This is a genomic window from Sulfuriferula sp. (assembly GCF_054605375.1).
Genome location: NZ_JBTSEG010000001.1, coordinates 288,583 through 315,069, shown reverse-complemented (window position 1 = coordinate 315,069; position 26,487 = coordinate 288,583). Strand labels below are relative to the sequence as shown.

Sequence of the window (26,487 nt, the reverse complement as noted above, 5' to 3'; positions counted from 1 at the left end):
CGTTACTGACCGATATCAATCAGGCGGGTCTGGGGCGAGGATTGCAATTCGAATTGTTCAAGCCAGGCACAGAGAAAATTGGTGATTTTTATGCCGAATTGCCTATCAACGTGCGGTTGACCGGCACCTACCATGACTTGGGCGCTTTCGCCAGTGACATTGCGCAGTTGCCGCGCATCGTTACCCTGCACGATATCGAAATCAGTCCAGACAAAAATGGTGTGCTTACCATGAATGCCGTCGTGAAAACCTATCGTTATCTGGACGCAGATGAAATTGCGGCCCAAAAGAAAAATGCGAAGGGAGCGGCTAAAAAATGAAATGGCTCGTTTCCATGATCCTGTTACTCAGCCTTGCCGGATGCGGTGGTAATGGCTATGAAGACCTGGAACAGTTTGTCAAAAATTCAGGTAATAATCTACACGGCAAGGTTGAACCACTGCCCGAGGTCAAGCCTTATCAGGCCTTCACCTATGCGGCGTTTGATCTGCCTGACCCGTTCAAACCGCGCAAACTCAAACTTTCTCAGGGTGGCGGCGGATTGCAGCCAGATATGAACCGGCCCAAAGAGCCGCTGGAAGCGTATTCGCTGGAAAGCCTGAAAATGGTTGGCGTGATCAAACAGAAAGGTCAGGAGTTCGCCATCATTAAAGCACCGGACAACGGAATTTACCGGGTTCGTAGCGGCAACCATATGGGTCAGAATTTTGGCTTGGTCACCGCAGTGAATGACACTACTGTGAAAATAAAAGAAATCGTGCAGGACAGCGCAGGCGACTGGGCGGAGCGCGAAAGCAACCTTACCCTGCAGGAACAGTAAACATGAGGTCTACCATGAAAAACAAACTGGCTCATTTATATAAACAATTACTTGCTGGCATCGCTGTGGGCTTATTGCTGACACTGGGGGTGCAGGCAGCACACGCCGCCAGCGGTGACACCAACAGTGTGGAGACACTGGATTATTCCACACTCGACGGTGGCAAACTTCTGATCAAGGTGGGTTTGAAGCGTCCTCTCGAAAGCAGTCCCGCCGGTTTCGCCATTAACAGTCCTCCGCGCGTAGTGCTTGACTTGGTCGGCGCTACCAATGGACTAGGTAAAAATACGGTCAAAGTTGATCAGGGAACATTGCAAAGTGTAAATGTAGTGCAGGCAGGAGATCGCACTCGTCTGGTATTGAACTTGTCCAAGGCTGCTCAATATACGACGCGTATTGATGGTAAGGATCTATTGATCACCCTGCAGGAATCCGTTAATCGGGCGGTTAGCAACGAAACGCCGCGTTTCGCCGAAGGTGCGCCGAATGCGGCCAAACACAGTTTGCGTGATATTGACTTTCACCGTGGGAGCAGCGGTGAAGGGCGTATTGTCACGACTTTGTCTGATACTACTACCGGCATTGATATTCGCAGGCAAGGCCAGCAATTGATCGTGGATTTTCTTAACACAGACGTGCCGCGCAACCTGCAGCGTCGTCTTGATGTCGCGGATTTTGCGACGCCAGTGAAATTTATCGAGACTCAGAGCAATGGCGGGAACGTACGCATGACCGTAGAGCCCAAGGGTGATTACGAGTACTCCGCTTATCAGGCAGATAACAAATTCACTATTGAAGTGCGCGCCAAGCAGGAGGAATCTGACAAAACGGGCTCAAGTAAACCCAAGTATACCGGTGATAAGCTCTCCCTCAATTTCCAGAATGTTGAAGTGCGCTCCGTACTGCAGGTAATTGCAGATTTTACCGGTCTCAATATTGTTACCAGCGACACCGTAACTGGTAATCTGACGCTACGCCTGAAAGACGTGCCGTGGGACCAGGCGCTGGACATCATCTTGCAGAGCAAAGGTTTGGACAAACGTGAAAATGGTAACGTTATCTGGATTGCGCCAAAAGATGAACTGGTAGCCAAGGAAAAGGCCGAGTTGGAGTCACGCCAAGCCACTCAGGCGCTCGAGCCATTGGTGGTGCGTAGCTATGTGCTTAACTATATGCGCGCAGAGCAGGCGGCCCGAGTATTGCAGGGTTTGGCAGCAGCTCCAGGTGAGAATGGTGAGGACGTGTCTTGCTCCGCACAGGCTCAAGGTGTCAAGGCAACCCCAGTTACAACCAATACATCAGTCGCGAATTCGACGACAGGGACAGCAAATTCGGTGACCCGTATACTTTCCAATCGTGGCAGCGCATCATCCGAACCACAGACTAATAGTCTGATTGTCAGTGACACGCCCAGCAAGCAGGACGAAGTGCGCGCATTGCTCAAATTGATCGATATCCCTGCCAAACAGGTGATGATCGAAGCGCGTGTGGTGGTGGCGGAAGACGGATTCAGCCGCCAGCTGGGCGTGCGTTTTGGTGTTCAGCATGGCCGTACAGGCGACAGCGTGGGTGTTTCCAATAGCGCAGCTAACGCGGCGAGCGGGATAACCTCCGGCGTGAATGGCGCGGCGCCATTTAATGTGGATCTGCCTATTAAGAGTGCGGCTGGCACGCTGGGGTTATCACTGATCAATCTGGGCAGCGGCAATTTGGTGAGCCTCGAGTTGTCCGCTTTGGAAGCGGACAATCGCGGCAAGATTATCTCCAATCCGCGCGTGGTGACTTCCAACCAAAGACCTGCGGTCATCCTGCAGGGCACGCAGATTCCTTACATTACGCCTGGCACCGCGAACTCCCCGCCCACAGTAACGTTTAAGGATGCTTTCCTGTGTCTTTTGGTTAACCCGCAAATCCTCAACAACGATTCGGTGATCCTGAATGTTGAAGTGCAGAAAGATGCGGTTGGTGCGAGTCTACCGGGTACAGTGACTCCGCCCATAAATACCAAACGGGTTAAAACACAGGTACGTTTGAAGGATGGAGAAACGGCCGTGCTGGGCGGTATTTTTGAACAGAACGTGCGTACGGATGTGAGCAAGGTGCCATTGTTGGGAGATATTCCGGTATTCGGAAATTTGTTCAAAACGACGAGCAAACAGAATGCTAAAACAGAATTGCTGATATTCCTCACCCCGCGCGTTATCAAGGACAACATGGAGCTGCATTAAAAGTCTCATCCAGCTATCACAAAGGCGGGCATTGCCCGCTTTTTTTTTCGTCCGTTCAAATAGCCAGACTAGGTAGCAGCGTCAGCTTTCGCTACAATCCAGCCATGACGGAGAAACATACCAATATTATTCTGGTCGGCCTGATGGGGGCCGGCAAGACGACGGTGGGCAAGTTGCTGGCGAGGCGCCTGGATAAATGCTTTTATGATTCCGACCATGAGCTCGTGCGCCGCAATGGCGTTACTATCCCGGTCATATTCGAGGTGGAAGGCGAGGCCGGTTTCCGCAAACGCGAAGAAGCGGTCATTGATGAATTGAGTAATCTCGAAAACGTAGTGCTGGCGACCGGGGGTGGTGCAGTATTGAGCGCACAAACCCGCGCCTTGCTCAAAGCGCGCGGCACGGTTGTCTACCTGCGCGGGACGGTGGAGGACTTATGGCAACGCACGCGCCATGATCGTAATCGCCCACTGTTACAAACCGCCGATCCTAAAGCGCGTTTGCGCGAGTTGTACAATCAACGCGACCCGTTGTACCGCGAAGTGGCTAGTGTGGTGATGGACACCAGTCGTCAGAACGTCAATGCGTTGGTGCGTCAGCTTGAACAGAAACTTGCCGGTATGCCGGATTAGTACCGTGATGGCCACCTGGCGCTACGCGTGGCAGGTTGCTTTCATTATCGGGACCGGCGTAGTCGTAGCCGGCACGACTGATGCGCGAACAATCAATGCCGGACCGGGCAATTATCATGCATTGTTAAACACCCTGCAGCCCGGCGACCGGCTGCAACTCGCCGCAGGTGATTACAGGAACGGATTGCCGATACATCACCTCAGCGGTATGCCTGATCACCCCATAATCATTAGCGGACCCCTCGCGGGTCGGGCCGTGTTCCACGCCCGCCCCAATGTCAACACGGTAAGCATTGTCGATTCGGCGTATATCGAAATCCGTGATCTGGTACTTGATGGAAATAACCTGCCGGTAGACGGCGTGAAGGCTGAAGGACATGCGCATTTTGCTCATCACATTACACTGACCAACCTGCTCATACTCGGATACGGCAATAACCAGCAAACCGTTGGGATATCAACCAAATGTCCGGCGTGGGGCTGGGTAATTCGTGACAACGTGATTGTCGGTGCGGGCACAGGCATGTATCTCGGCAATTCGGATGGTAGTGACGCATTTGTGGGCGGCGTGATTGAATACAACTATATAGCCGATACACTCGGCTACAATCTGCAAATCAAGCATCAGATCGGCCGTGCCAATGTCTCTGGCATGCCTGTCACCGCACAGCAGACCATCATCCGTCACAATGTGTTCAGCAAAGCAGAAAATGGCAGTAGTGGTCAATTGGCGCGCCCCAATGTACTGGTGGGGCATTGGCCACTGGCTGGTAATGGCGTGAATGACTGTTACCTGATTTACGCTAATTTTTTTTATAACAACCCGACCGAAGCCCTGTTTCAGGGTGAAGGCAATATTGCACTGTACAACAATATCTTCGTTAACCCGGCGGGTGACGCAGTGCATATCCAGCCGCACCACGATGTTCCGAAAACCATTGTGATTGTTTACAACACCATCGTCGCCAGCGGTGACGGTGTGCGACTGCTGCATCGTCCCGATACACTAACCGCCGCCATGACATTCACGCATAATCTGATCTTCGCTGGTCGGCCTGTGGCAGGCCTTACAGATGCTGGTAATCTGGCGCAGGACTACGCCAGCGCCGAGCTGTACCTGCGACGGCCTGATGCGATGCCGCCCGCGCTGGATGTCACGCCAATACGCCGGCTGCGTGTGGCCGCTGAGCCCACAAAAGGATTGTTTGAACTGGCGTACGATTATGCCGGACAACGCCGTAACCCGGATGATATGGGCGCATTATCCAGCGTACAGCCAACTGCAAGCGTACCGCTATTGCTGCAACGCCCACACCGTGAATAAGGGGGATTCATGAGCAAAACTCCAGAACGCAGTACGGTGATCAACTATACGGCGCTGGCATACCTGAGCTTTGTGATTTACGGCAGTCTGGTACCCCTGGATTTCCATCATGTGCCGTGGGGTCAGGCCTTGCAGCATTTTAGTGCAATTCCCTGGCTGGCCATGGATACGATTTCTCGTGCCGACTGGGTCGCAAACCTGGTGCTGTATATGCCGCTGGCGTTTCTGCTGATGTGGGCGCAGCGTCCGCGCAGCCGCACGGGTTATTGGATGGCGAGTATTGTCACCTTGGTCGTATGCGTAGCACTGGCGCTAGGTATTGAGTTTACTCAAATGTACTTTCCGCCGCGCACCGTTTCGCTAAATGACATCGTCGCGGAAATCATTGGCAGCGTGCTGGGAACGGGCATATGGTTGCTGGCAGGCGAGGCCATCGCACAGCGTTTCTCCCGCCTGAGTGAAGGGGGAGATGCTGCGCTGACCGCGGCATTCGTACTGTATCTGCTGAGCTATCTGGCGCTGAGTCTGTTTCCGTATGATTTCGTGATTGCGTCGAATGAACTTGCCACGCGCCTCGCCACCGGCCGCGACAGTTGGTTCGTGTCGCCTGTCGTTTGCAGTGATGCTCTGCGTTGTGTTGCCAGATTGGCGGAGGAGGGCCTCGTCGTGGCACCGCTCGGTGCATTGATGGCGCGCTGGCTGCGCGGGTCGAAAGCTGCCCAGATAGTGGCCGCGATGAGTGCGGGTGCGCTGCTGGGCGTGGTGATCGAGATTACCCAGTTGTTTCTGGAATCAGGCATTTCGCAAGGTGCGTCGGTATTGACGCGTGCGCTGGGCATGGGGCTGGGAGCTGTCGTGTACCAGCGGCTATTCGCGCATGCCTTCAGCGCACAGGTACGGCTGCAGATTCGATGGCTGGCAGTGCTGACGTTGCCGTTTTACCTTGTCGCAGTGGTGATGCTGCAAAATGATCATCTTTCCGGCTGGCTGGACTGGCAAGCCGGTCTGGCACGGCTGCCGGCGGTGCACTTTCTGCCGTTTTATTACCACTATTACACCTCGGAGGCGCTGGCGCTTTCCAGTTTGCTAATGGTGCTTGCCGCTTATTCGCCTTTAGGTGTGCTGGCCTATTTATGGCAATTAGGTAGGGTGCGTCGCATGGGCGCTGCGGTGCCGGCACTGCTGGCTGCGCTGATCGCAGCGGCGGTGGAATTCAGCAAGCTGTTCCAGCCTACGCAACACCCGGATCCAACCAATGTCATACTGGCCGCACTGGCTGCAGCAGCGGGGTATCGTGTACTGGTCTGGATGAATGCATTGAACGCCACTGCCCGTCACCGTACCGCACATCAAGAGACCAATGCTGTGTCAACAACAGATGAGAGGCTCCCAGAGTTGGGCACCCACGATACGGATGGCCGTGGCGGCATCAATCCCCTGGCGCTGGTGAGTGCAGGCATTCTGGTATGGGTGGTATTGCGTTATCCCTTGGGCAGTGTCTGGCTAGGTGGTGCCCTGCTGGCGTACGTGGCATTGTTGTGGCGTTGGCCGCAGGCCTGGCTGATCGCGTTGCCGGCGATGTTGCCGGTACTTGATCTGGCCCCCTTTACCGGCCGGTTTTTCTTCGATGAGTTTGATTGTCTGATTCTGGCCACTTTTGCTGTGGTGGGTTGGCGCCACAGTAGCGGCAGACTGGCATGGAATCTGAGTGCTGCGGGTTGGCTGCTGCTAGGACTGTTTACGCTGTCGGTAGCGATTGCGGCTTTGGTCGGTATGTATCCATTCCCCGCGCTGGATGCGAATTCGTTCAGTAATTACTATAGCCATTACAATGCGCTGCGCGTTGCCAAAGGTCTGCTGTGGCTGTTGCTGCTATTGCCGCTATTACGCAAAGGCTTGAACCAGGACGCGGTACGAAGTCAGCGCTTGCTTACACTGGGGATGACGCTCGGCGTGTTGGCTGGCGGACTGTCTGTGCTTTGGGAGCGGGCTGCATTTACCGGATTGCTCAATTTCAGTAGCGACTATCGTGTGGTGGGGATGTTCTCCGGCATGCACACCGGCGGCGCGTATATTGAAGGTTACTTTGCCACAGCACTGCCCTTTGTGGTGTGGTGGATTTTGCGTAGCCGCGGTGCACTGGCGCGTCTGTTTGGCGCGGGTGTTTTCGCGCTGGGGGTTTATGCGTTGTTGGTGACGTACGCTCGTGGCGGTTACATTGCCCTGGTATTGGGTATGACGGTGCTGGGGTTGGGGCTGCTGTTGAGGCGTAGCGGGTCGCTGCGCATGACCCAGATCATGAGCGGGTTAGCGCTATTGCTGTTACTTGGCGGGATTGCCTGGCCGATCGTCGAAGGTCGTTTTATGCAGAGCCGTTTTGCCACTGTGCAGCAGGATGCCCGCATTCGCACCGCGCACTGGCAAGAAGCCGTTGACATGATGGATAACGGGGTGGCCACGCAGTTATTCGGGATGGGACTCGGACGTTATCCGGAAACCTATTTCTGGCGCAATGCATCGGGTGTACGGCCCGCCAATTATCGATTCATTGCGCAAAATAACCAGACATGGCTGGAACTAAGTGCTGGTGATGTGCTGTATTTTGAGCAAATCGTTGCTGTACAACCGGGTCAGCATTACCGATTGAGTTTTGACGCACGCTCGCGCCAAAGTCAGTCAAATCTGACAGTGCCTGTGTGTGAGAAATGGATGCTGTATTCAACGGCCTGCGTATGGCAAACCGTGCATGTTGGCAATACCAGCGGGCAATGGCGGCATTTTGTACTGGACGTGGATACAGCCAGCTTCCCAAAGCATCCCTGGTATGCCCGGCCCAGTGTGAAGCTGAGTTTTTACAACCCGAGTATTGGCACGTTACTGGATATCGATGGTGTGTCCATGCGCGACGATGCAGGGCATGAATTGGTGAAAAATGGCAGCTTTAACGCGGGCATGGACCATTGGTTTTTTGCCACGAATAATCATTTGCCCTGGCATTTCAAGGATCTTTGGCTGCAATTATATTTCGAGCAAGGCGGCATCGGGCTCGCGCTGTTTGCAGCGCTGGTGATATATGCCTTCATTGCGCTGGCGCGGCGCTGGCGTGAACCCGAATTTCCGGCTCCCGTGCTGGCAGCCGCATTGGTGGCATTCCTGACTGTAGGAGTAGTCGATAGCCTGTTTGATATGCCGCGGATGGCGCTATTGTTTTATCTGCTGTGGGCCTGGGCAGCGCTGCGTAAGCGCCCTTCCTTACGGCATTCTGCGCGTAGGCAACACCGGACGCAGCCAGAGTAGGATCAATACCAATAATGGCCATGCCAGCGCTACCCAGGCGGCAAGCGCCGTAATGTTGAGCGGGACAGCGTGACTGCTGCCTGAAAAAGTGCGCATGACACTACTGTGCAATAAAAATTGCAGCAGTTCCGTCAGTAGCAGCAAGATAGCGATGGTCTGGGCACGCAGTCCGCCCGGTTTACGTTGCGCCCAGATAATCAATAGCGCAGCCAGTATCACGCCGCTGATCATTTCTGCAGAAAAAAGCCGTGGTACTACCCATCCTTTTAGCAACAGCGCGGCAGCAAGCAGTTTGCATATCAGGACAAATCCAAGAATTCCGCTCCAGCCGGATAGTTTTCTGGGCGCGCGGCGCATCAGGGTTGCAATCAACAAGCTTGCCAGCGCGCCCTCCAGGCCGAATATCAGTGCATACAATAAATGAAATCGATAGCCATCTTCCCCCCGTACTTCCCAAAATGGCACAAAATGGGCTTTCAGATTACCCGCCACCAGCGAGGGCACATCCAGGCTCAGTTGCGATAACCCCCATAATGCCAGCACCAGCAGACCGAAATTGCTCCACAGCCCCGATGCCAGCCAGCGTCCGCGCCACCCGGGCAGCAATCGTCCCGGCCACTTGCTCTCCTGTAGCAAGCGGTAAAGCAGAACGCCGAATGTAGTGCCGGCTACATTGGCTGCAATGTCTTGTGTGGCTGCGATGCGGCCGGGCAAAAACGTTTGCGACCATTCCATCAGCAGGCTGAATAAAGCGGCGCTCAGGATTGCCCACACGACGGCGCGCCAGCGCGATAGATACAGACGTAACCAGGCGGCAAGAAAATACCCCAATGGCAGATAGGCCAGAATGTTGGTGATCAGGTCGGTACGGGTGACATGGTGCGGCCACGGCGCCGACAAAAACGCCAGGCTGCCATTCAACGGCGCACGCCAGCCACTGAATGGATACAAACTGCCATAACCGATCAGCAACAGGTATAACAGCATCGCGCTGAAGCGCACCAGCCGTATTGTGGTTGAGGATGAAATGGTGTTGGGCATGCGGTGATGGTAGCAGAAGCAGGTATGATATAGCGTAGCTGTAGTGGTTCCTGAATAGTCTGGGAGAAGTCAGATTTGACACAGTATTTTGATGTATTCAATGGCGACGCGGACGGGATTTGCGCATTGCATCAGTTGCGCCTGGCGCAACCGCTGGATGCCACTTTAATTAGCGGAGTGAAGCGCGATATCGGCCTGCTCGCGCAGGTGCACGCTGCGGCGGGTGATGAAATTACCGTGCTCGACATTGTTATGAGCAAAAATCATGCGGCGCTGGTGACATTGCTGGAAGCGGGTGCGCATGTACGTTACTTCGACCACCATATACCTGGCGATATACCGCAGCATCCGCATCTGGATGCGTATATTGATACCGATGCCAATGTATGTACCAGCCTTCTGGTGAACCGTTATCTAAGCGGTAGCCAGTTGATCTGGGCGGTGGTCGCGGCGTTTGGCGATAATATGGCGGATGCCGCCCGTACAGCCGCCAGCCCGCTTGATCTGAACGCCGCACAGCTCGATGAGTTGCGCAGCCTGGGGGAATGCATCAATTACAATGGCTATGGCGACACGCTGGCGGACCTGTTTTTCGCGCCCATCGATCTTTATCGTGTCGTGCATGCTTACGCCGATCCATTCGAATTTATTCGCGCCGACCCTGCTTACCAGATATTGCGTGATGGATACGCTGAAGACCTGGTTCAAGCCCAAGCCGTGCCGCCCATTCAAGTACGTAGCAGCGGTGCCGTTTATCTATTACCCGATGCAACCTGGAGCCGACGCGTATCCGGTGTGTTCGGCAACCGGTTGGCGACCGATCATCCCGAGCGCGCTCATGCCGTGTTGACCCACAAACCCGGCGGCGGTTATGTGGTGAGTGTGCGAGCACCACAAACAACCAAGGCAGGCGCGGATGTCTTATGCAGTAGCTTTGCTACAGGTGGTGGCCGTCGTGGTGCAGCAGGTATTAATCATTTGCCAGAAGTAGAACTGGAAGAATTTGTAAATTGTTTTTACAAGATATTCGAAAAGAATTAAGGGAGATGCTGTGGAGCAGTTGATCACGCCTTACGGCGGCGAGTTGGTGAATTTGTTGGTGGACAGCACGCGTGCTGCCGAACTCAAGCGTGATGCGTTCAACTTGCCGTCGCTGGATTTGAACTGGCGTCAGCAATGCGATCTGGAATTGCTGTTGAATGGCGGTTACACACCACTTACCGGCTACCTCGGTCAAGCCGATTATCTGAGCGTGCTGCACTCCATGCGCCTTGCCGATGGGCGCGCCTGGGCGCTTCCGGTAGTACTGCAAATCCACGAGACGCTGGCGCGCAGCCTGAAACCCGGAGAGCCGCTGGCATTGCGCGACCCTGAAGGCTTCATGCTGGCAGTGGTCATGGTAAATGAGATATGGCAGGCGGATATCGAGCTTGAAGCCGAGCAGTTGGGACGCGCCGCCGATACCCCGCCAAAATGGTATGTGGGCGGCGCGGTTGAAGGCCTGTCGTTGCCGCTACGCCACGATTTTATGGCATTGCGTCTTACCCCGGCCGAATTGCGTGCCGGGTTCACGCGGCTTGGCTGGCGCAATGTGATTGCCTATCCCGCGCGTACCCAACTGCAGCGTGCCCAGTACGAATTTATTTTGCGTGCTGCAGTACAGAATGAAGCCAACCTGCTGATCCATCCCATGGCGGGCGGCGATCCGGTAGAGAGTGCGGATTATTTTGCCCTGGTGCGGAGTTATCAGGCCGTGATCGGGCGTTTTCCTTCGGCAACCAGCCAGCTAGCGTTATCACCCGTATATGTACGTGATGGGGGCGTACGCGACACGCTGTCGCGCGCCATCATTCAGCGCAATTACGGCTGCTCGCATCTGATTGTTGGAGGTGAGCACGACGCACACGGCCAGCTCAGGCGTGGCACCGACATTGTGCAGCACGAGGATTATCAACGCGTCACCGATCACATTACCGAAATTGGCGTGGGACTGATTCCGTTTCCGCGTATGGTGTACTCGGAAGAATATGCCCAATTCATGCCGCTGGAAGAGCTCCCCAAGGGGGCGCGTGGGTTGGCTCTGACCAGCACTGAAATTCATCGCCGTCTGCAGCTGGGTGTGAATATTCCGGATTGGTACACCTTCCCCGAAGTGCTGGCGGAGATGCGCCGCAGTTACCCGCCGCGTGACCGGCAGGGTTTCACCGTGTTTTTCACCGGCCTGTCCGGGGCGGGAAAATCCACCATCGCGCGTGCATTGGGTACGCGTTTGATGGAAATGGGCGGGCGCTCGGTCACGCTGCTGGATGGGGATATCGTGCGCCGCCATCTGTCAGCCGAGCTTGGCTTCTCGCGCGAGCATCGCAACATCAATGTGCTCCGCATCGGTTATGTGGCGTCGGAAATCACCAAAAACTGCGGTATCGCCATCTGCGCGCCAATTGCGCCTTATCGCGATACGCGCCGTGATGTGCGCGCCATGATCCAGCCTCTCGGCGGCTTCCTGGAAGTCTTTGTCGCCACGCCTATCGAAACCTGCGAATCGCGCGACCGCAAGGGGCTGTATGCCAAAGCGCGCGCGGGGCTGATCAAGGAATTCACCGGCGTGTCCGACCCCTACGAGGTTCCGGAACGGCCCGAGCTGTCGATTGATACCACGGACTTGAGTGTGGACGAAGCGGTGCAGCAGATTTTGCTCAAGCTGGAGCATGAAGGGTATTTGCGCTGAACCCTACCAGGCTGTCCGGACGGGGTATTGGCTGATTGCTTCGTCCGGGGTCAGGATAGTCAATCCCTCTGCAACCGCCTGGCACACCAGCATACGATCAAATGGGTCGTGATGAATGCCGGGCAGTTTGATCAGCGTCAGCACATGCGCCTCAAGCAATGGCAAACTTGCCAGCAAATGGTCTTCGCGTTGCTTGCGCACAAACATGTCAGGCTTTTGAGGCAATGGCAGCTTGTTGGCGCTGTATTTCACCGTGATTTCCCAAGCGCTCACCACGCTCAGAAAAATCTCGTTGTCCGGATTACGGATGAATTCCCTGGCTGTTTTGGGGAGCGCGTCGCTCCCTGCAACCAGCCAAAGAAACGTGCAGGTATCCAGCAAATAGCGATTCAACCCTCACGCCCTTCAAATGCGGCGATGATTTCCTCCGGCAGGGGCTCGAAAAAACTGTCCGGCACGGAAAACTGGCCCTTGAGCAGCCCGACAGGACGCGGTTTCTTTTGCGGTTGTGGAATCGCGCGGATTTCGGCCACAGGTTTGTTCCGTTTGCAGATGACCACCGTCTCCCCGGCTTCGGCCTGGGCGATGCACTTGGACAAATGGGTTTTGGCCTGGTGTAAATTTAAGGTAATCATGGTTGCATATTAAACCAACAAAACAACCATATCAAGCGAAAGGGGTCAGACATCACCCCCTTTCCTACTCAAGCTTGAGCATGAGGGGTATCTGCGCTAACCGGTTAACCGGTGATGTCAGGGCAATAAAAAACGGCGGCCAAGGCCGCCGTTTTGCTGTCAGGCAATCCGACAGGTCAAGCCATCTGCTTGCGACGGCGCGCGACAGCCAGACCGGCAAAGCCGATGCCGAGCAGTGCCAAGGAGGCAGGTTCGGGTACCTGTGCGCCACGGCCAACGATCACGTCAATCTGGCTGCGGGCCAGCAGACCGTTGGTGCTGAAGGCCTCGAGGAAGACAGTGTATGTGCCGTCGACGGTTGGATTGAATGGGAACGCGAGGCTATCGAAGAAATCGTAGTTCCACGAGTTCTGCGCGAGGTTGTTGTTCGCCAGCAAGGTCGCGTACTGGGAGGCGGTCGTCGCTTCGGCCCCCGCGCTTTGGGCAGTGGTATTGTTGCCAAAGGAGTGGTCTGCAAACCCTAGGTTGAGGGGATCGAAAGTCTGGAAATTGGTGCCCACCCCGGGATCGAAATCCATGCCGACCAGGTAAGTCAGCGTGTTCAGATTCTGCCCGCTGGTACCGCTCAGGTCAGAATTAACCGACCAGTCGAAATTCCAGCGCGCCCGATTGGGCCCCGGGGGGGCGGCACCAGCGTTCTGGTTGTATGTGCCGTCGCCGTTACTGCCGGTGACCTGGCTCGGCTGATTGTTGATGAGATCGTAACGTTCCCGAGCGCGAAGTCCGAGTTCAATATTGTTGGCACGGTCCACGGTGAACCCGCCGTTGTTGATCCCAGTACCCATGATGACATTGCCGGTGACATTCTGGTCGTACAATACGGCCGCGTGGGCGCTGAAGGAGGCGGCAGTTAGCACTGCCAAAGTTAGAGCTGAACGGATCATCAAAATCTCCTAAAATTAAAAAATTAAATGGAAAATAAGAATTTAAATAATTAATGGGGTCAGACAAAAAAAATTAATGGGGTCAGACACGATTTCAATGATCTTCCCAATCGCAAACTTCAGGGTCGGACACGATTTAAATACTTTTCTAATCACTATCATACTGCCCTCACCAATCATTAAGCATCACCCATGCCAATAGAGGAAAATAATTTAATTTTATTTAATTACATAATGTTAAGCGCTATCGCGTATGGTAATGGCAGCTAGTATGGGAAATTTACAAGCGAAATTGTAAAAATTCCTGACGACCGAATACGACGCTTTGGGCTTATCAAAGACCCTCGGCATTCCTGTCAAATACGATTATTGTCTGCCGCCACTTGCTTTCTTGGCCTGCCCACGCCTTTGGATGCAGCCTGTCGTTTGCCCAGTTTCTCAATATGAGCCCTGAATTGCTCACTACCCAGCGCCCATCCTTTATGCGTGCAATCGCGGATCGCGGCAACGTCATTTATTGTCAATGCAGAGTGAAACAACGCCCGATACGATGTCTGCCGCTCAACCGCATCTAGCCCAAGCCGCAGGTATTCATCATGTGCAACCAGCCAGTCTGCATTGAGTCCAGTCTCACCATAGGTATTGTGATGATGGCTTGACCAGGGATAATCCGCCGGGTTGAGCACTATCCCGGCACGCACCGGGTTCATCTCGATATAACGCATCAGCGTAAGCAGATACTGCTCGCTATCGACTACTGTCGCCCGATACCGTCCCTCCCAAAGCGTACCGCTGCGCCGATAGGTGTAATTAAAATACTGCACATAGCGCCGCCCCACCGACTGCAAGGTCTTGCCGATACTGTCCTCGCGGCTTGGCGTGGCGAGGAGATGGATGTGATTCGTCATCCACACATAGGCATGAATGGCGAGGCCAAACCGTCCAGCCGCTTCGACCAGGGCATCCCGAAAGAACTGGTAATCTGCTTCCGCGGCAAAAATCGCCTGCCGGTTATTGCCGCGCTGGATGACGTGCTGGGGTTGGCCGGGAATGACGTAGCGTGGAAGGCGAGCCATGGAGAGGCGTACCTGAATGAGGAAAAAGGCCAATCATACAGGTATTTATCGTGTCTGACCCCATTTTCCCCTGCCATTAAAAACGGCGGCCGAGGCCGCCGTTTTTCTGTCAAGTAATCCGACAGATCAAACCATCTGCTTGCGCCGGCGTGCAGCTGCCAAACCAGCTATACCGATGCCGAGCAACGCCAAGGAGGCGGGCTCCGGAACCCCAGGAACCTGCCCAGGCCCCGTGCCACCAGGAACGCTGGTAATCCCCGTGAGGACGAATTGCCCAGGTGCGCTCATCGTATCGATGCAACAGTTGGTGCCGGTAAATAGCCCCCAAGTACCATTCCCCAACACAAGGGGATCGGTGGTGAACCAGTCATTCTCAGATGCGTTATTACTAAAATTGGACGGTTCTGTGGCATAGCCAGTTAGTACGCCACTTGTTACCATGGCGTCCATCCCTGCGAGGGTTCCGCCCATGTTGTTAAAAAACCCTGTCCACTGGAACACCGGCCATAAGGTATTGTCTGTACCGAAGATACCGATCCTGACGCCGCCATTGGCAGTGGAGGGTGCACTCTGATCGCCATGCCAATGCTCACCAAACATGGTGATCGTGCCATTGCCATTGTCTTTCCAGCCGAAGGCCACCAGGTGGGCATTGGCCGTGCCAACCATAGCGAACACACCAAGACCCGCTCCAATAATCAATGTTTTGATGCTGCTCATTTTATTTCTCCTCTTGTAAGAATCTCAATAAATGAATGGGGTTAGCCACGATTTAACTGTGAACGTATTGCCCTTGCCAATCATTAAGCATTACCCATGCCAGAATAGAGGATAAAAACAAAATAATATTTAATTTCAGTATGTTAAGTGTTTATTGTGGGGGTTCCAGCAGTTCGTTTGGAAAGTTCCCAGGCGAGATTGTAAAAAATACTGACAAAGTACTGACGCTCAAACGCGGCGCTTGGGGCGTAACAAAGACCCCCCCAGCATCCCCGCCAGACTCATCAGCAAGCCAAACAGTTGCGGCGGCCACAGGCCATCCGGGTGGAAAATTTCCAGTAGCAGCCACGACGACACACCTAATGCGATAGCGAACAGTGCGCCCAGAGTATTGGCGCGTTTCCAGTACAGGCCGAACACAAGCGGCACGAAAGCAGCCACCAGCGTGACTTTATAGGCGTTTTCCACCATCTTGTAGATGCTGGCGTTGGAGCCGAGTGCGAACAGCGTGACGATACAGGCAAAGCCGACCACCACGGCGCGCATGGCCCACAGCAGGTGGCGGTCGCTGAGGTGGCCGATAAAGGGTTTGAGGATATTCTCTGTAAAAGTTACCGACGGCGCCAGCAAGGTACCGCTGGCGGTGCTCATGATTGCGGACAGCAGCGCACCGAAGAACATGACCTGGGCGAATACCGGCGTGTGGTTGAGGATCAGGTCAGGCAGGATGTGTTGAGGGTGCGTGCCTAATAGCGCATTGGCTGTGACCGGATCAATCAGTATGGCGGCATAAGCCAGGAAGATCGGGATGAATGCGAACAGGAAATACAGGCTGCCGCCCAGCACGGCGCCCGTTACCGCAATATTTTCGTTGCGCGCCGACATGACGCGCTGGAATACGTCCTGCTGAGGAATCGAGCCGAACATCATGGTTACCCATGCGGCGACAAATGCCAATATGTCGCGTGTTTGCAGTTTTGGCCAGAATTCGAATTTGCCTGCCTCTTGCGCATGGCTGACCACATTGCCGACGCCTCCGGCATAACCGCTTACCAGCCAGCCGATGTAAAGCATGCCGACAACGATGATGATCATCTGGAAAAAATCGGTGAGCGCTACCGACCACATGCCGCCAAACAAGGTATATACCAGCACGATACCTGCACCGATGATCATGCCGTCATGGGTGCTGATGCTGCCGTGGGTGAGCAGCGAGAACACCATCCCCAGCGCGGTGATCTGCGCCGCAACCCAGCCCAGGTAAGATGCTACAATCGCCAGGCTGGTCAGCAGTTCGACGGTCCGGCCATAGCGCTGCCGGTAATAATCGCCCAGGGTGAGCAGGTTCATGCGGTACAGCTTGCGTGCAAAAAACAGCCCGACCAGCACCAGGCACATGCTGGCCCCGAACGGGTCGGCGACGATGCCCTTGAGACCATCCTGCAAAAAGCTGGCTGATGTGCCGAGTATCGTTTCCGAGCCGAACCAGGTGGCGAATACCGTGGCGGTAACAATATAGATGGGAAGCGAGCGTCCGGCGACGACATAGTCCTTGGCGGTGTGTACGCGGGTTGCTGCATAGAGGCCGATACTGATGGAAATGAATAAATACAGCATCACAAACCAGATCAGCATATCTTCCCCTGTTAATGTCTGAATAAGCTATACCCGGCCAGAATGGCCAGAATGGCGAGCAGCAACGCGATCACCCCGAGCATTTTTTGCAGACGCGTCTGACCGGTGGCCAACTGTTTGGATAGGCCTGCCAGATCAGCGCTGCTATTGTGTCCAAGATAGGCGTGCGCAAGGCGTGGTAACTGCGGCAGCAATACAGCCCAGCGTGGTGCCTCCTGTTTGATGGATTTGATCGCACCGCGCCAGCCCATCTGTTCGTTCATCCAGCGTTCCAGAAACGGCTTGGCGGTTTTCCATAAATCCAGGTCGGGATCCAACTGGCGACCGAGGCCTTCGATATTGAGCAGGGTTTTTTGTAACAGAACCAGTTGCGGCTGGATTTCCATGTTGAAACGGCGTGAGGTCTGGAACAGCCGCAGTAGCACCTTGCCGAAGGAGATTTCTTTCAATGGCCGGTCGAATACCGGTTCGCACACCGCACGGATGGCCGCTTCGAATTCATCCACGCGTGTTTCTGGCGGGGTCCAACCAGCATCCACATGAGCTTGTGCGACGGCACGATAATCGCGCCGGAAAAATGCCAGAAAGTTCTGTGCAAGATAGTTTTTATCTACTTCGGTGAGGGTACCCATGATGCCGAAATCCAGCGCGATATATTGCCCGCGTGCGTTAACCTGGATATTGCCGGGATGCATGTCGGCATGAAAAAAGGTATCGCGAAAAACCTGGGTGAAGAAAATCTCCACGCCGGCCATGGCAAGTTTTGGAATATCCACACCCATTTCGCGCAACGTATCAATCTGGCTGATGGGTACGCCTTTCATGCGTTCCATCACCATTACCTCGGGCTCGCAATAATCCCAATACACTTCGGGTACGATGAGCAAGTCGGAATTTTCAAAGTTACGCCGTAACTGCGAGCAGTTGGAGGCCTCGCGCATCAGGTCGAGCTCGTCGGTGAGGGTTTTTCGGAACTCGCCCACTACCTCACGCGGGTGCAGGCGTGGGCCATCGGCAAATAGTTTTTCCACCAGAATTGCGCCGGCCTCGAGCAGTCCAAGGTCATGCTCGATGACCGCGCCAATACCGGGACGCAGTATTTTTACCGCCGCCTCGGTGCCATTCTGTAGCAGAGCAAAATGTACTTGCGCCATGGAGGCACTGGCAATGGGTTGCGCGTCGAACTGCGCAAATACTTGTTCTACCGGTTTGCCATAGACGCGTTGCAGGGTGGTACGCACCTCCTCGGCAGAGAAAGGTGGTACGCGGTCCTGCAGGCGCGCCAGTTCGTCGGCAATATCCGGCGGCATCAGGTCGCGGCGGGTGGATAGCATCTGGCCGAATTTGACGAAAATCGGACCGAGCGCTTCCAGCGCCTGGCGCAGCCGGACAGCGCGCGGCTCGGACAGGTTGCGCCAGAACAGTGTTGTTTTGACCAGCCAGCGCAGCGTGCGTACGCGTTTGTGACCCAGAAAAAATTCGTCCAGGCCAAAGCGCAGCGCCACCCAGACAATGGTAATCAGACGTAAAATTCGCATTAATTTTGGCTGCGTTGCGCGGCAAGAAGTTGCAGGCGTTTTTCCAGGCGCGCCGTATCGTCACGCACACTATCCACACCGGCAATGAAAGACGCGACGTGTCGTGGTTTGGCAAGCAGAGGGCGTTCCTCGCAAATATATTCGACCAGTGATTGCTGTGCGCTGTCGGCCGCATGGCGTTGCCAGGCATGCAAGCTGCGTGCGCTATTCATGATGCGATGTGCGGCCACATCTCCAGCCACGTGTGCCAGATCAGCCTCCACATCCCATTCCAGTTCGCGGAAAATACTGCCCAAAGTTGCAGCAAACTGAGCGTCGCCATTGATCACCACATTTTGAAACGCAGCCGGATCCTTTAATGCCAGACGCGCTGCCTGTAGCGGGCCAAGTTCGATATGGGCGTCAGGCACTGCGTCAGCTCCGGCTGCAGAAAACATCCCGGTTTCGGTCACGGTCAGCGTGAAGTTGAGCGGAAACAAATCGATGCTGACGGTTTTCCCGGCCCACGTCACCAGGCGTTCCCGTGCCCATGGCGCCCCATGGAGCAAGTGGTTGAGCGGCGGCAGGCCCGCACTGGCAGCCAGACGCGACAGCATTAAAACTTGTAGCCTTTGTGCAATGCGACCACGCCGCCACTCAGGTTGTGGTAGTCCACTTTGGCAAATCCGGCGTGTTCCATCATGGTTTGGAGTTCTTCCTGACCTGGGTGCATGCGGATGGATTCGGCCAGATATTGATAGCTATCGGCATCTTTGGCGACCAGTTTGCCCATGAATGGCAGCAGCTTGAATGAGTAGGCATCGTAGATCGGTGCCAGCGGTTTCCAGATTTTGGAGAATTCCAGCACCAGCAAGCGACCGCCGGGGCGCAGCACGCGGTACATGTCAGCCAGCGCGAGATCCTTGTGAGTCATGTTGCGCAGGCCGAATGCCACGCTCACGCAGTCGAAATAATTGTCCGGAAAGGGTAGTTTTTCGCCGTCGCACTGGGCCACTGGTACCGCTTGTCCTTCGTCCAGCATGCGATCGCGCCCCACGCTGAGCATCGAGCTGTTGATGTCGGTGAGCCAGACCTGTCCGGAACTCCCCACTTTTTTCAGGAATAGCCGGGTAAGATCGGCGGTGCCGCCCGCCACATCGAGCACGCGATTGCCGGGCCTGACACCAGAAGCCTCAATCGTGAAGCGCTTCCAGGCACGATGCAGCCCGACCGACATCAGATCGTTCATGACATCGTAGCGTTGCGCAACGGAATGAAAAACATCGGCAACTTTGGCCGCTTTTTCGGATTCGGCAACAGTTTTGAAGCCGAAGTGGGTAGCGTTATCCATGGCAGGAAAATAATCAGTGAAAACAGGCAGAATCATAACCGACACGGGGGGTAAACAAAAGGTGATACATTATTTCGATGTTGTCACGAGTTTGTCACAAGGCTGTCATAACATGCATTACTATTGAATGGCTAATTGGGGATATACATGGCTGCGACGATATTGCTGGTAGAAGACGAACCCGGAATCCAGGAACTGGTGAAGTTTAATCTGACCCAGGCTGGTCATAGCGTGCTGTGCGCGGATTCGGCCGAGATTGCAGCTGGAATGGTGAAGCACAACTTGCCTGACCTGGTATTGCTGGACTGGATGTTGCCGGGCATGAACGGGATTGATCTGGCCAGGAAATTTCGCGCAGACATCCGTATGAAGAATGTCCCGATCATCATGCTGACAGCCCGTGGAGAAGAACGTGACAAAGTGCTTGGTCTGGAAACCGGGGCTGACGACTACATCACCAAACCTTTTTCGCCACGTGAATTGTCGGCACGCATCAAGGCTGTATTACGCCGGCGTGCGCCTCAGATGACGGAGGACAAAGTGGAAATACGCGGCCTGAGTCTGGACCCGGTGAGCCATCGTGTGACCGGTAACGGCGCAGCCGTAGAATTGGGCCCGACTGAATTTCGTCTGCTGCACTTCCTGATGACCCACCCGGAACGGGTTTATTCGCGCTCACAGTTGCTTGATCAGGTATGGGGCGATCATGTATTTGTGGAAGAGCGTACCGTAGACGTACATATCCGCCGGTTGCGCCTGGCGCTTGAACCCACCCAGCATGAAAGCCTGATCGACACGGTGCGTGGAGCCGGCTATCGCTTGTCAGCGCAACCCGGGTGATGCCATTGCGCACCCTGCGGTATCCGATTTCAAGCATAATTAACCCCCTTTAAAGCGGCGGGGGAGCTTTGTTTGATTTCTGGTGGCGCCCGGCTTTGATGCTGGGAGGAATCCTGTTTGCAGCGTTGCTGGCTGCGGCTTTATTCAGTGTATCGACCGGCATAGCGCTGTTCGTATTGGGCCTGCTCGGCTATCTGGTTCATCACTTGCGCCAGATGGCCGCATTGATCCGCTGGCTGGAGCGCGGCGAGCGCGGTGGTATTCCCCGGGCATACGGGGCCTGGGATGATATCTTTTATGGCCTGGAGCGCTTGCTGCGCAAGCAAAAGCGCAGCACAACCAAGCTGTCAGCGTTGCTGGATCGTTTCGAGCATGCTGCCCAGGCGATTCCGGACGGCATCGTGATGCTCAACGAGACCGACCAGATCGATTGGTTCAATCCTGCCGCCAGTCGCCATTTCAGTCTGGATGACGCAGCCGACCGCGGGCAATTTATCGGTTATCTGATCCGCCAGGCGCCGTTTCATGAATATCTGGCGGGACATGATTACAGCGAACCGCTCATCATGAAGTCGCCAGCCAGCCGCGATGTGAGCTTGTCAGTCCAGCTGGTTCCGTTTGGCGACAAACGCAAGATGCTGATTTCCAGGGATATTACACAGATCGAGTTGATTGACTCAATGCGTCGCGATTTTGTCGCCAATGTTTCGCACGAATTGCGCACGCCCTTGACGGTCGTGGGCGGGTTTCTGGAAACTTTTGCGGACATGGAGCATATTAACCAGACGGACTTCCGCCGCTATAGCGATTTGATGCAGCAGCAGACGGAACGCATGAGGATGCTGGTGGAAGATCTGCTCACCCTGTCGCGCCTGGAAAGCCCGCAAAATCGTTTGCAGGAGTCGGCGGTCAATGTTCCGGAACTCGCGCAGTCCCTGTTTCAGGATGCACGGAGTCTGAGCGGTGAGAACCACCAGATTCAGCTGTTCATTGAGTGTGACCGCTGGGTTAAAGGCAATCCGGATGAGCTGCGCAGCGCTTTCGGTAATTTGGTCAGTAATGCGGTGCGCTATACACCCAAAGGTGGCAGCATCAGTTTGCGCTGGGCAGTGCGTGGCGGAGAGGCATGTTTTAGCGTGAGCGATACCGGCGACGGGATTGAGCCGCAGCATATTCCGCGCCTGACCGAGCGCTTCTATCGGGTAGATCGCGGCCGTTCGCGCGAGACGGGTGGGACCGGGCTTGGTCTTGCCATTGTGAAGCATGTATTGACCCGGCATCAGGCGCGGCTATTGGTAGATAGCCAGGTGGGTAAAGGCAGCTGCTTTGCCGCGTGCTTTCCTTCCAGTCGGGTGGAGGAGCCGCCGACAGATTGACGGTTTCCCCAAGCTGCGCGCCGAGGGGAAGTCTTGCATGGCTACAGTCGTTGCCCCAATGCGGATTTCAAGATTCCGGCAATCAGGTTGAGCTGGCCTTGCGGACGCGACTCACGTTGCGGTGCGCCCCAAATCGGGTTTGGGAAATGCCGATCACTCGTAAAACGCGGAATCACATGCCAATGCAGGTGCGGCGTCATGTTGCCCAGACTGGCAAGATTGATCTTGGCAGGCTTCAGCGTTTCACGCAGCGCGGATTCGGTGGCAAACACCACTCGTAACAGCCGGTGTTGCTGGGCTTCGGTGAGATCGGTCATTTCCTTGATGTGCGCATTCAGAATGACCCTGCAAAATCCAGGATAGTCTGCATCCTCCACCAGTACGACCCGGCAAAAATCATCACCCCACAATAGGTCGCCACCCGGTGTGTTGCACAGCTCACAATTTTCCATATTCATTGATCCTGAAGTTGGGGGAGTGTGGCCGCTGTGTTTACAGCAATACCCGCTCGATGCCACCGTTGCCGGCCTTCTCGATGTAGCTTTCCATCCAGTCCGGCCCCAATAGATGTTTGGCCATTTCCACCACGATGTAATCGGCCGAGGTAGCAGCATCATCGTCGTAGCGGGATAAACCTTGCAGACAGGATGGGCAGGAGGTGAGGATTTTTACCGCTGTGGCATCTCCCGAATCGGTGCGCAACTGATCGGCCACCTTGCGGATTTCTTCTTCCTTGCGGAAGCGGATTTGAGTGGAAATATCCGGGCGCGACACCGCCAAAGTGCCCGACTCGCCGCAGCAGCGCTCGCTCAGCTTTACTTCTTCACCCATCAGCTGGTTCACTACCTTCAGCGGCTGGTAGGTCTTCATCGGCGTGTGGCACGGGTCGTGGTACATGTAGCGCGTGCCCTCCACGCCTTCCAGTTTTACACCCTTCTCCAGCAGGTATTCGTGGATGTCGAGCAGGCGGCAACCGGGGAAGATTTTCTCGAACTGGTACTTCAGCAACTGATCCATGCAGGTGCCGCAGGACACGATCACGGTCTTGATGTCGAGGTAGTTGAGGGTGTTGGCCACGCGGTGGAACAGCACGCGGTTTTCGGTGGTGATGGCGTCGCCCTTGTCGGCCTGCCCGCTGGAGGTCTGCGGATAGCCGCAGCACAGATAGCCGGGCGGCAGCACGGTTTGCGTGCCGAGTTCGAACAGCATGGCTTGTGTCGCCAGCCCGACTTGCGAGAATAGTCGTTCCGAACCGCAGCCCGGGAAATAGAACACCGCGTCAGAATCATCGCTGAGTTTGGCCGGGTTGCGGATCACTGGCACGATGCTGGCGTCTTCCAGTCCCAGCAGCGCGCGCGAGGTCTTCTTGGGTAGACCGCCGGGCATGGGTTTGTTGATGAAATGAATGACTTGCGCGCGGATCGGCGCGGTGCCGAGTGTGGCGGGTGGATGAGTCGTCTGTGTTTTAACCAGACCGAGTTTTTTCGCACTTTGATAGGCCCAGCGCTGGGCGCTGTAACCCCATTCGATCATCACTTTGCGAGTGAGCTTGATGGTGGCCGGGTCGGTCGCGTTGAGGAAAAACATCGACGCAGTCGTGCCCGGATTGAATTTCTTTTTGCCCTGTTTGCGCAGGAAATTGCGCATGGCGATGGAAACGTCGCCGAAGTCGATGTTGACCGGGCAGGGGTTGAGGCACTTGTGGCAAACGGTACAGTGGTCGGCCACATCGCCGAATTCGTCGAAGTGCTGGATGGATACACCACGCCTGGTTTGCTCTTCGTACAGGAATGCTTCTATCAGCAGCGAGGTGGCGAGGATTTTATTGCGCGGGCTGTACAGCAGATTGGCGCGCGGAATATGTGTGTTGCATACGGGCTTGCACTTGCCGCAGCGCAGGCAGTCCTTGATCGAGTCGGCGATCTCGCCGATCTCGGATTGCTCCATGATCAGCGACTCGGTTTCCAGCAGCGAAAAGCTGGGGGTGTAGGCGTTGCGCAGATCCGCGCCGGGCATCAGCTTGCCCTTGTTGAAGCGGCCTTCCGGGTCAACTTTGTGCTTGTAACGCACGAAACTCTGGATCGCTTCGTCTTCCAGATATTCCAGCTTGGTGAGGCCGATGCCGTGCTCGCCCGAAATCACGCCGCCCAGGTCGCGTGCCAGTTGCATGATGCGCGCCACCGCCGCATTGGCTTCCTGCAGCATGGTGTAGTCGTCGGAATTGACCGGCAGGTTGGTGTGTACATTACCGTCGCCGGCGTGCATGTGCAATGCCACGAACACGCGGCTTTTCAGGGTTTGTTTGTGCAGGCGGTCGCAGGCATCCAGTACCGGCTGGTATTCGCGGCCGACAAAAATACGCTGCAGTTCCTTGCGCACTTCGCGCTTCCAGGAAACGCGCAAAGTGTGATCCTGCAAGGCCTGGAACACCGTGGCGTGGCCGTTGGATGCAACCAGTTCCGTGCTGGCGATGGCGAGCTCGGCGTTTGCAGGTGGGGCATCAAGATTGTCCAGTAGCCAGTGCCAGCGGGCACGCGTTCTTTCCAGCAAGCTCAAGGCGCGGCTACGACGCTCCTCGGTCATTTGCGCGTCGGCGACCGTATCTTCATCCTGAAACAATGGTAATTCACCACGGAAAAATGGCTCCAGCACATCCAGTAATTTCAGTTTGTTGGCGATGGATAGTTCAATGTTGATACGTTCTACCCCATCCGAATAATCCGCCAGCCGGTCCAGCGGAATCACCACGTCCTCGTTGATCTTGAAGGCGTTGGTATGAGCGGCGATGGCGGCGGTGCGGGCGCGATCCAGCCAGAATTTCTTGCGCGCTTCGGCAGTCACGGCGATGAAGCCCTCGCCGCCGCGCGCATTGGCGAGCTGGACGATGTGCGAAGCCGCTTCGCCGCAAGCGGCTTCGTCATCCGACACCACGTCGGCCAGCAGGATCATTTTCGGGCGTTCGTTGCGGTGGGCCTTGGTGGCGTAGCCGACCGCCTTGATGTAGCGCGCGTCCAGATGTTCCAGTCCGGCGAGGATGGCGTGAGGGTGGGCGTCCAGATAATTTTTGACTTCGACGATGGCAGGCACGGCATCGCGCACCTGGCCGAAAAACTCCAGGCACACCGTGCGCGTGAATGCGGGCAGCTTGTGCAGGATGAAGCGGGCGGAAGTGATGATGCCGTCGCAGCCTTCCTTCTGGATGCCGGGCAGACCGGCGAGGAACTTGTCGGTGACGTCCTTGCCCAGCCCCACCTTGCGGAAGTGCTGGCCGGGGATTTCCAGGATTTCCGGTCTGGCAATCTCGGCTGTGCCGTCAATGTCGTAGCGCCGGATCTCGAAACGCGCCGTCGCGGCATCGTGAATCTTGCCCAGATTATGGTCGAGGCGGGTGACTTCCAGCCATTCCGCATCCGGCGTCACCATGCGCCACGACACCAGATTGTCCAGCGCCGTGCCCCACAGCACGGCTTTTTTGCCGCCGGCGTTCATCGCCACGTTGCCGCCGATGCAGGAGGCGTCGGCCGAGGTCGGGTCGACCGCGAACACGAAGCCCGCCGCATCCGCCGCATCCATCACCCGCCGCGTCACCACCCCGGCGCCGCAGTGGATGGTGGCGTAGTCACGATCCACGCCGGGCAGGCGCGTCATTTCGACCGTGGACAAGGCCTCCAGTTTTTCCGTGTTGATGACAGCAGAATCAGGCGTGAGCGGAATCGCGCCGCCGGTGTAGCCGGTGCCGCCGCCGCGCGGAATGATGGTCAGCCCCAGTTCGATGCAGCCTTTGACCAGATGAGCGATCTCCGCTTCGCTGTCCGGGTTGAGCACGACGAAGGGATATTCCACGCGCCAGTCGGTGGCGTCGGTGACATGGGAAACGCGTGCCAGGCCGTCGAACTGGATGTTGTCCTTGCGTGTGTGGCGGCTCAGCTTTTTGAGCGTGTCGCGGCGCAACTGGCGCGTATGGGCAAAATCCGACTGGAAATTTGCCACGGCCCGGCGCGCGGCGTCCAGCAGCGGCGCGACCAGTGGATTGTCCTGCCGGCGTGCATCGATTTCATTCAAGCGATGATTCAGCGCATCGATCAATGCCGCCTGGCGTTTGGGATTGGCGAGCAGGTCATCCTGCAAATACGGGTTGCGCGACACCACCCAGATATCGCCCAGCACCTCGAACAGCATGCGCGCCGAGCGCCCGGTACGGCGTTCGCCGCGCAATTGGTTGAGGATCTCCCAAGCTTCTTTACCCAGCAGGCGAATGACGATTTCGCGGTCGGAAAACGAAGTGTAATTATAAGGAATTTCGCGAAGGCGGGGGGTGTCCAT

At 55.7% G+C, this 26,487-nt stretch carries 22 protein-coding genes; 10 read left to right on the top strand and 12 right to left on the bottom strand.

Features of this window, described 5'->3' with window-relative positions; translation table 11 throughout:
- The 6 genes from ACYCZJ_RS01585 to ACYCZJ_RS01560 form a co-directional block, all read left to right on the top strand.
- A partial coding sequence (locus ACYCZJ_RS01585) for a type IV pilus inner membrane component PilO (RefSeq protein ID WP_461552465.1) occupies positions 1-320 on the top strand: 320 nt, incomplete at its 5' end.
- Positions 317-820, top strand: coding sequence for a pilus assembly protein PilP (locus tag ACYCZJ_RS01580; RefSeq protein WP_461552464.1), 504 nt, complete (start codon positions 317-319; stop codon positions 818-820). The genes ACYCZJ_RS01585 and ACYCZJ_RS01580, both read left to right, overlap by 4 nt.
- 14 nt (positions 821-834) lie before the next feature.
- Positions 835-3,048: a type IV pilus secretin PilQ gene (pilQ, locus tag ACYCZJ_RS01575; protein ID WP_461552463.1), complete on the top strand. Its 2,214-nt coding sequence runs from the start codon at positions 835-837 to the stop codon at positions 3,046-3,048.
- Positions 3,049-3,152: 104 nt separating this feature from the next.
- A complete protein-coding gene (locus tag ACYCZJ_RS01570) occupies positions 3,153-3,680 on the top strand; it encodes a shikimate kinase (protein WP_461552462.1) in 528 nt (175 codons plus the stop codon).
- A 4-nt stretch (positions 3,681-3,684) separates the two neighbouring features.
- Complete coding sequence (locus ACYCZJ_RS01565; protein ID WP_461552461.1) at positions 3,685-5,004, top strand: polysaccharide lyase domain-containing protein; 1,320 nt, start codon at positions 3,685-3,687, stop codon at positions 5,002-5,004.
- A 9-nt stretch (positions 5,005-5,013) separates the two neighbouring features.
- Positions 5,014-8,301 (top strand): VanZ family protein, encoded by a 3,288-nt coding sequence (locus tag ACYCZJ_RS01560; protein ID WP_461552460.1) that lies wholly within the window; start codon positions 5,014-5,016, stop codon positions 8,299-8,301.
- Here ACYCZJ_RS01560 and ACYCZJ_RS01555 read toward each other — a convergent pair.
- Positions 8,257-9,342, bottom strand: coding sequence for a VanZ family protein (locus tag ACYCZJ_RS01555; protein WP_461552459.1), 1,086 nt, complete (start codon positions 9,340-9,342; stop codon positions 8,257-8,259). The genes ACYCZJ_RS01560 and ACYCZJ_RS01555 overlap by 45 nt on opposite strands.
- A 75-nt stretch (positions 9,343-9,417) precedes the next feature.
- On the opposite strand from ACYCZJ_RS01555, the gene ACYCZJ_RS01550 reads away from it, so the two are divergent.
- Both ACYCZJ_RS01550 and ACYCZJ_RS01545 read left to right on the top strand, forming a co-directional pair.
- A complete protein-coding gene (locus ACYCZJ_RS01550; protein WP_461552458.1) occupies positions 9,418-10,383 on the top strand; it encodes an acetyltransferase in 966 nt (321 codons plus the stop codon).
- Between the two features lie 10 nt (positions 10,384-10,393).
- Positions 10,394-12,070 (top strand): bifunctional sulfate adenylyltransferase/adenylylsulfate kinase, encoded by a 1,677-nt coding sequence (locus tag ACYCZJ_RS01545; RefSeq protein ID WP_461552457.1) that lies wholly within the window; start codon positions 10,394-10,396, stop codon positions 12,068-12,070.
- 3 nt (positions 12,071-12,073) lie between these two features.
- Here ACYCZJ_RS01545 and ACYCZJ_RS01540 read toward each other — a convergent pair whose 3' ends face one another.
- The 9 genes from ACYCZJ_RS01540 to ubiE form a co-directional block, all read right to left on the bottom strand.
- Positions 12,074-12,463 carry a type II toxin-antitoxin system VapC family toxin gene (locus ACYCZJ_RS01540; protein ID WP_461552456.1) on the bottom strand — a complete coding sequence of 130 codons (390 nt, stop codon included), beginning with the start codon at positions 12,461-12,463 and terminating at the stop codon, positions 12,074-12,076.
- Positions 12,460-12,705 carry a type II toxin-antitoxin system Phd/YefM family antitoxin gene (locus ACYCZJ_RS01535; protein ID WP_461552455.1) on the bottom strand — a complete coding sequence of 82 codons (246 nt, stop codon included), beginning with the start codon at positions 12,703-12,705 and terminating at the stop codon, positions 12,460-12,462. The genes ACYCZJ_RS01540 and ACYCZJ_RS01535 overlap by 4 nt, the downstream gene beginning before the upstream one ends.
- A gap of 176 nt (positions 12,706-12,881) precedes the next feature.
- A complete protein-coding gene (locus ACYCZJ_RS01530) occupies positions 12,882-13,649 on the bottom strand; it encodes a PEP-CTERM sorting domain-containing protein (RefSeq protein ID WP_461552454.1) in 768 nt (255 codons plus the stop codon).
- A 356-nt stretch (positions 13,650-14,005) separates the two neighbouring features.
- Positions 14,006-14,725 carry a transposase gene (locus ACYCZJ_RS01525; RefSeq protein WP_461552453.1) on the bottom strand — a complete coding sequence of 240 codons (720 nt, stop codon included), beginning with the start codon at positions 14,723-14,725 and terminating at the stop codon, positions 14,006-14,008.
- 126 nt (positions 14,726-14,851) lie between these two features.
- Positions 14,852-15,445: a PEP-CTERM sorting domain-containing protein gene (locus tag ACYCZJ_RS01520; RefSeq protein WP_461552452.1), complete on the bottom strand. Its 594-nt coding sequence runs from the start codon at positions 15,443-15,445 to the stop codon at positions 14,852-14,854.
- Between the two features lie 228 nt (positions 15,446-15,673).
- Entirely contained in the window at positions 15,674-17,080 is a 1,407-nt protein-coding gene (locus ACYCZJ_RS01515) for a high affinity choline transporter 1 (protein ID WP_461552451.1), read from the bottom strand.
- Positions 17,081-17,091: 11 nt separating this feature from the next.
- Entirely contained in the window at positions 17,092-18,618 is a 1,527-nt protein-coding gene (gene ubiB, locus ACYCZJ_RS01510) for a ubiquinone biosynthesis regulatory protein kinase UbiB (RefSeq protein WP_461552450.1), read from the bottom strand.
- A complete protein-coding gene (locus ACYCZJ_RS01505; RefSeq protein WP_461552449.1) occupies positions 18,618-19,214 on the bottom strand; it encodes a ubiquinone biosynthesis accessory factor UbiJ in 597 nt (198 codons plus the stop codon). The genes ubiB and ACYCZJ_RS01505 overlap by 1 nt, the downstream gene beginning before the upstream one ends.
- Complete coding sequence (gene ubiE / locus ACYCZJ_RS01500; RefSeq protein WP_461552475.1) at positions 19,214-19,948, bottom strand: bifunctional demethylmenaquinone methyltransferase/2-methoxy-6-polyprenyl-1,4-benzoquinol methylase UbiE; 735 nt, start codon at positions 19,946-19,948, stop codon at positions 19,214-19,216. The genes ACYCZJ_RS01505 and ubiE overlap by 1 nt, the downstream gene beginning before the upstream one ends.
- A 147-nt stretch (positions 19,949-20,095) precedes the next feature.
- Between ubiE and phoB the strand changes: the two genes are divergently transcribed.
- Both phoB and phoR read left to right on the top strand, forming a co-directional pair.
- The gene (gene phoB, locus ACYCZJ_RS01495; protein WP_461552448.1) at positions 20,096-20,788 is read left to right on the top strand and encodes a phosphate regulon transcriptional regulator PhoB; all 693 of its coding nucleotides are present in this window, start codon (positions 20,096-20,098) and stop codon (positions 20,786-20,788) included.
- A gap of 98 nt (positions 20,789-20,886) precedes the next feature.
- Positions 20,887-22,164 (top strand): phosphate regulon sensor histidine kinase PhoR, encoded by a 1,278-nt coding sequence (phoR, locus tag ACYCZJ_RS01490; protein WP_461552447.1) that lies wholly within the window; start codon positions 20,887-20,889, stop codon positions 22,162-22,164.
- A 41-nt stretch (positions 22,165-22,205) separates the two neighbouring features.
- On the opposite strand, the gene ACYCZJ_RS01485 is transcribed toward phoR, so the two are convergent.
- Entirely contained in the window at positions 22,206-22,616 is a 411-nt protein-coding gene (locus tag ACYCZJ_RS01485) for an HIT family protein (RefSeq protein WP_461552474.1), read from the bottom strand.
- A gap of 40 nt (positions 22,617-22,656) precedes the next feature.
- Positions 22,657-26,487: a DUF3683 domain-containing protein gene (locus ACYCZJ_RS01480; RefSeq protein WP_461552446.1), complete on the bottom strand. Its 3,831-nt coding sequence runs from the start codon at positions 26,485-26,487 to the stop codon at positions 22,657-22,659.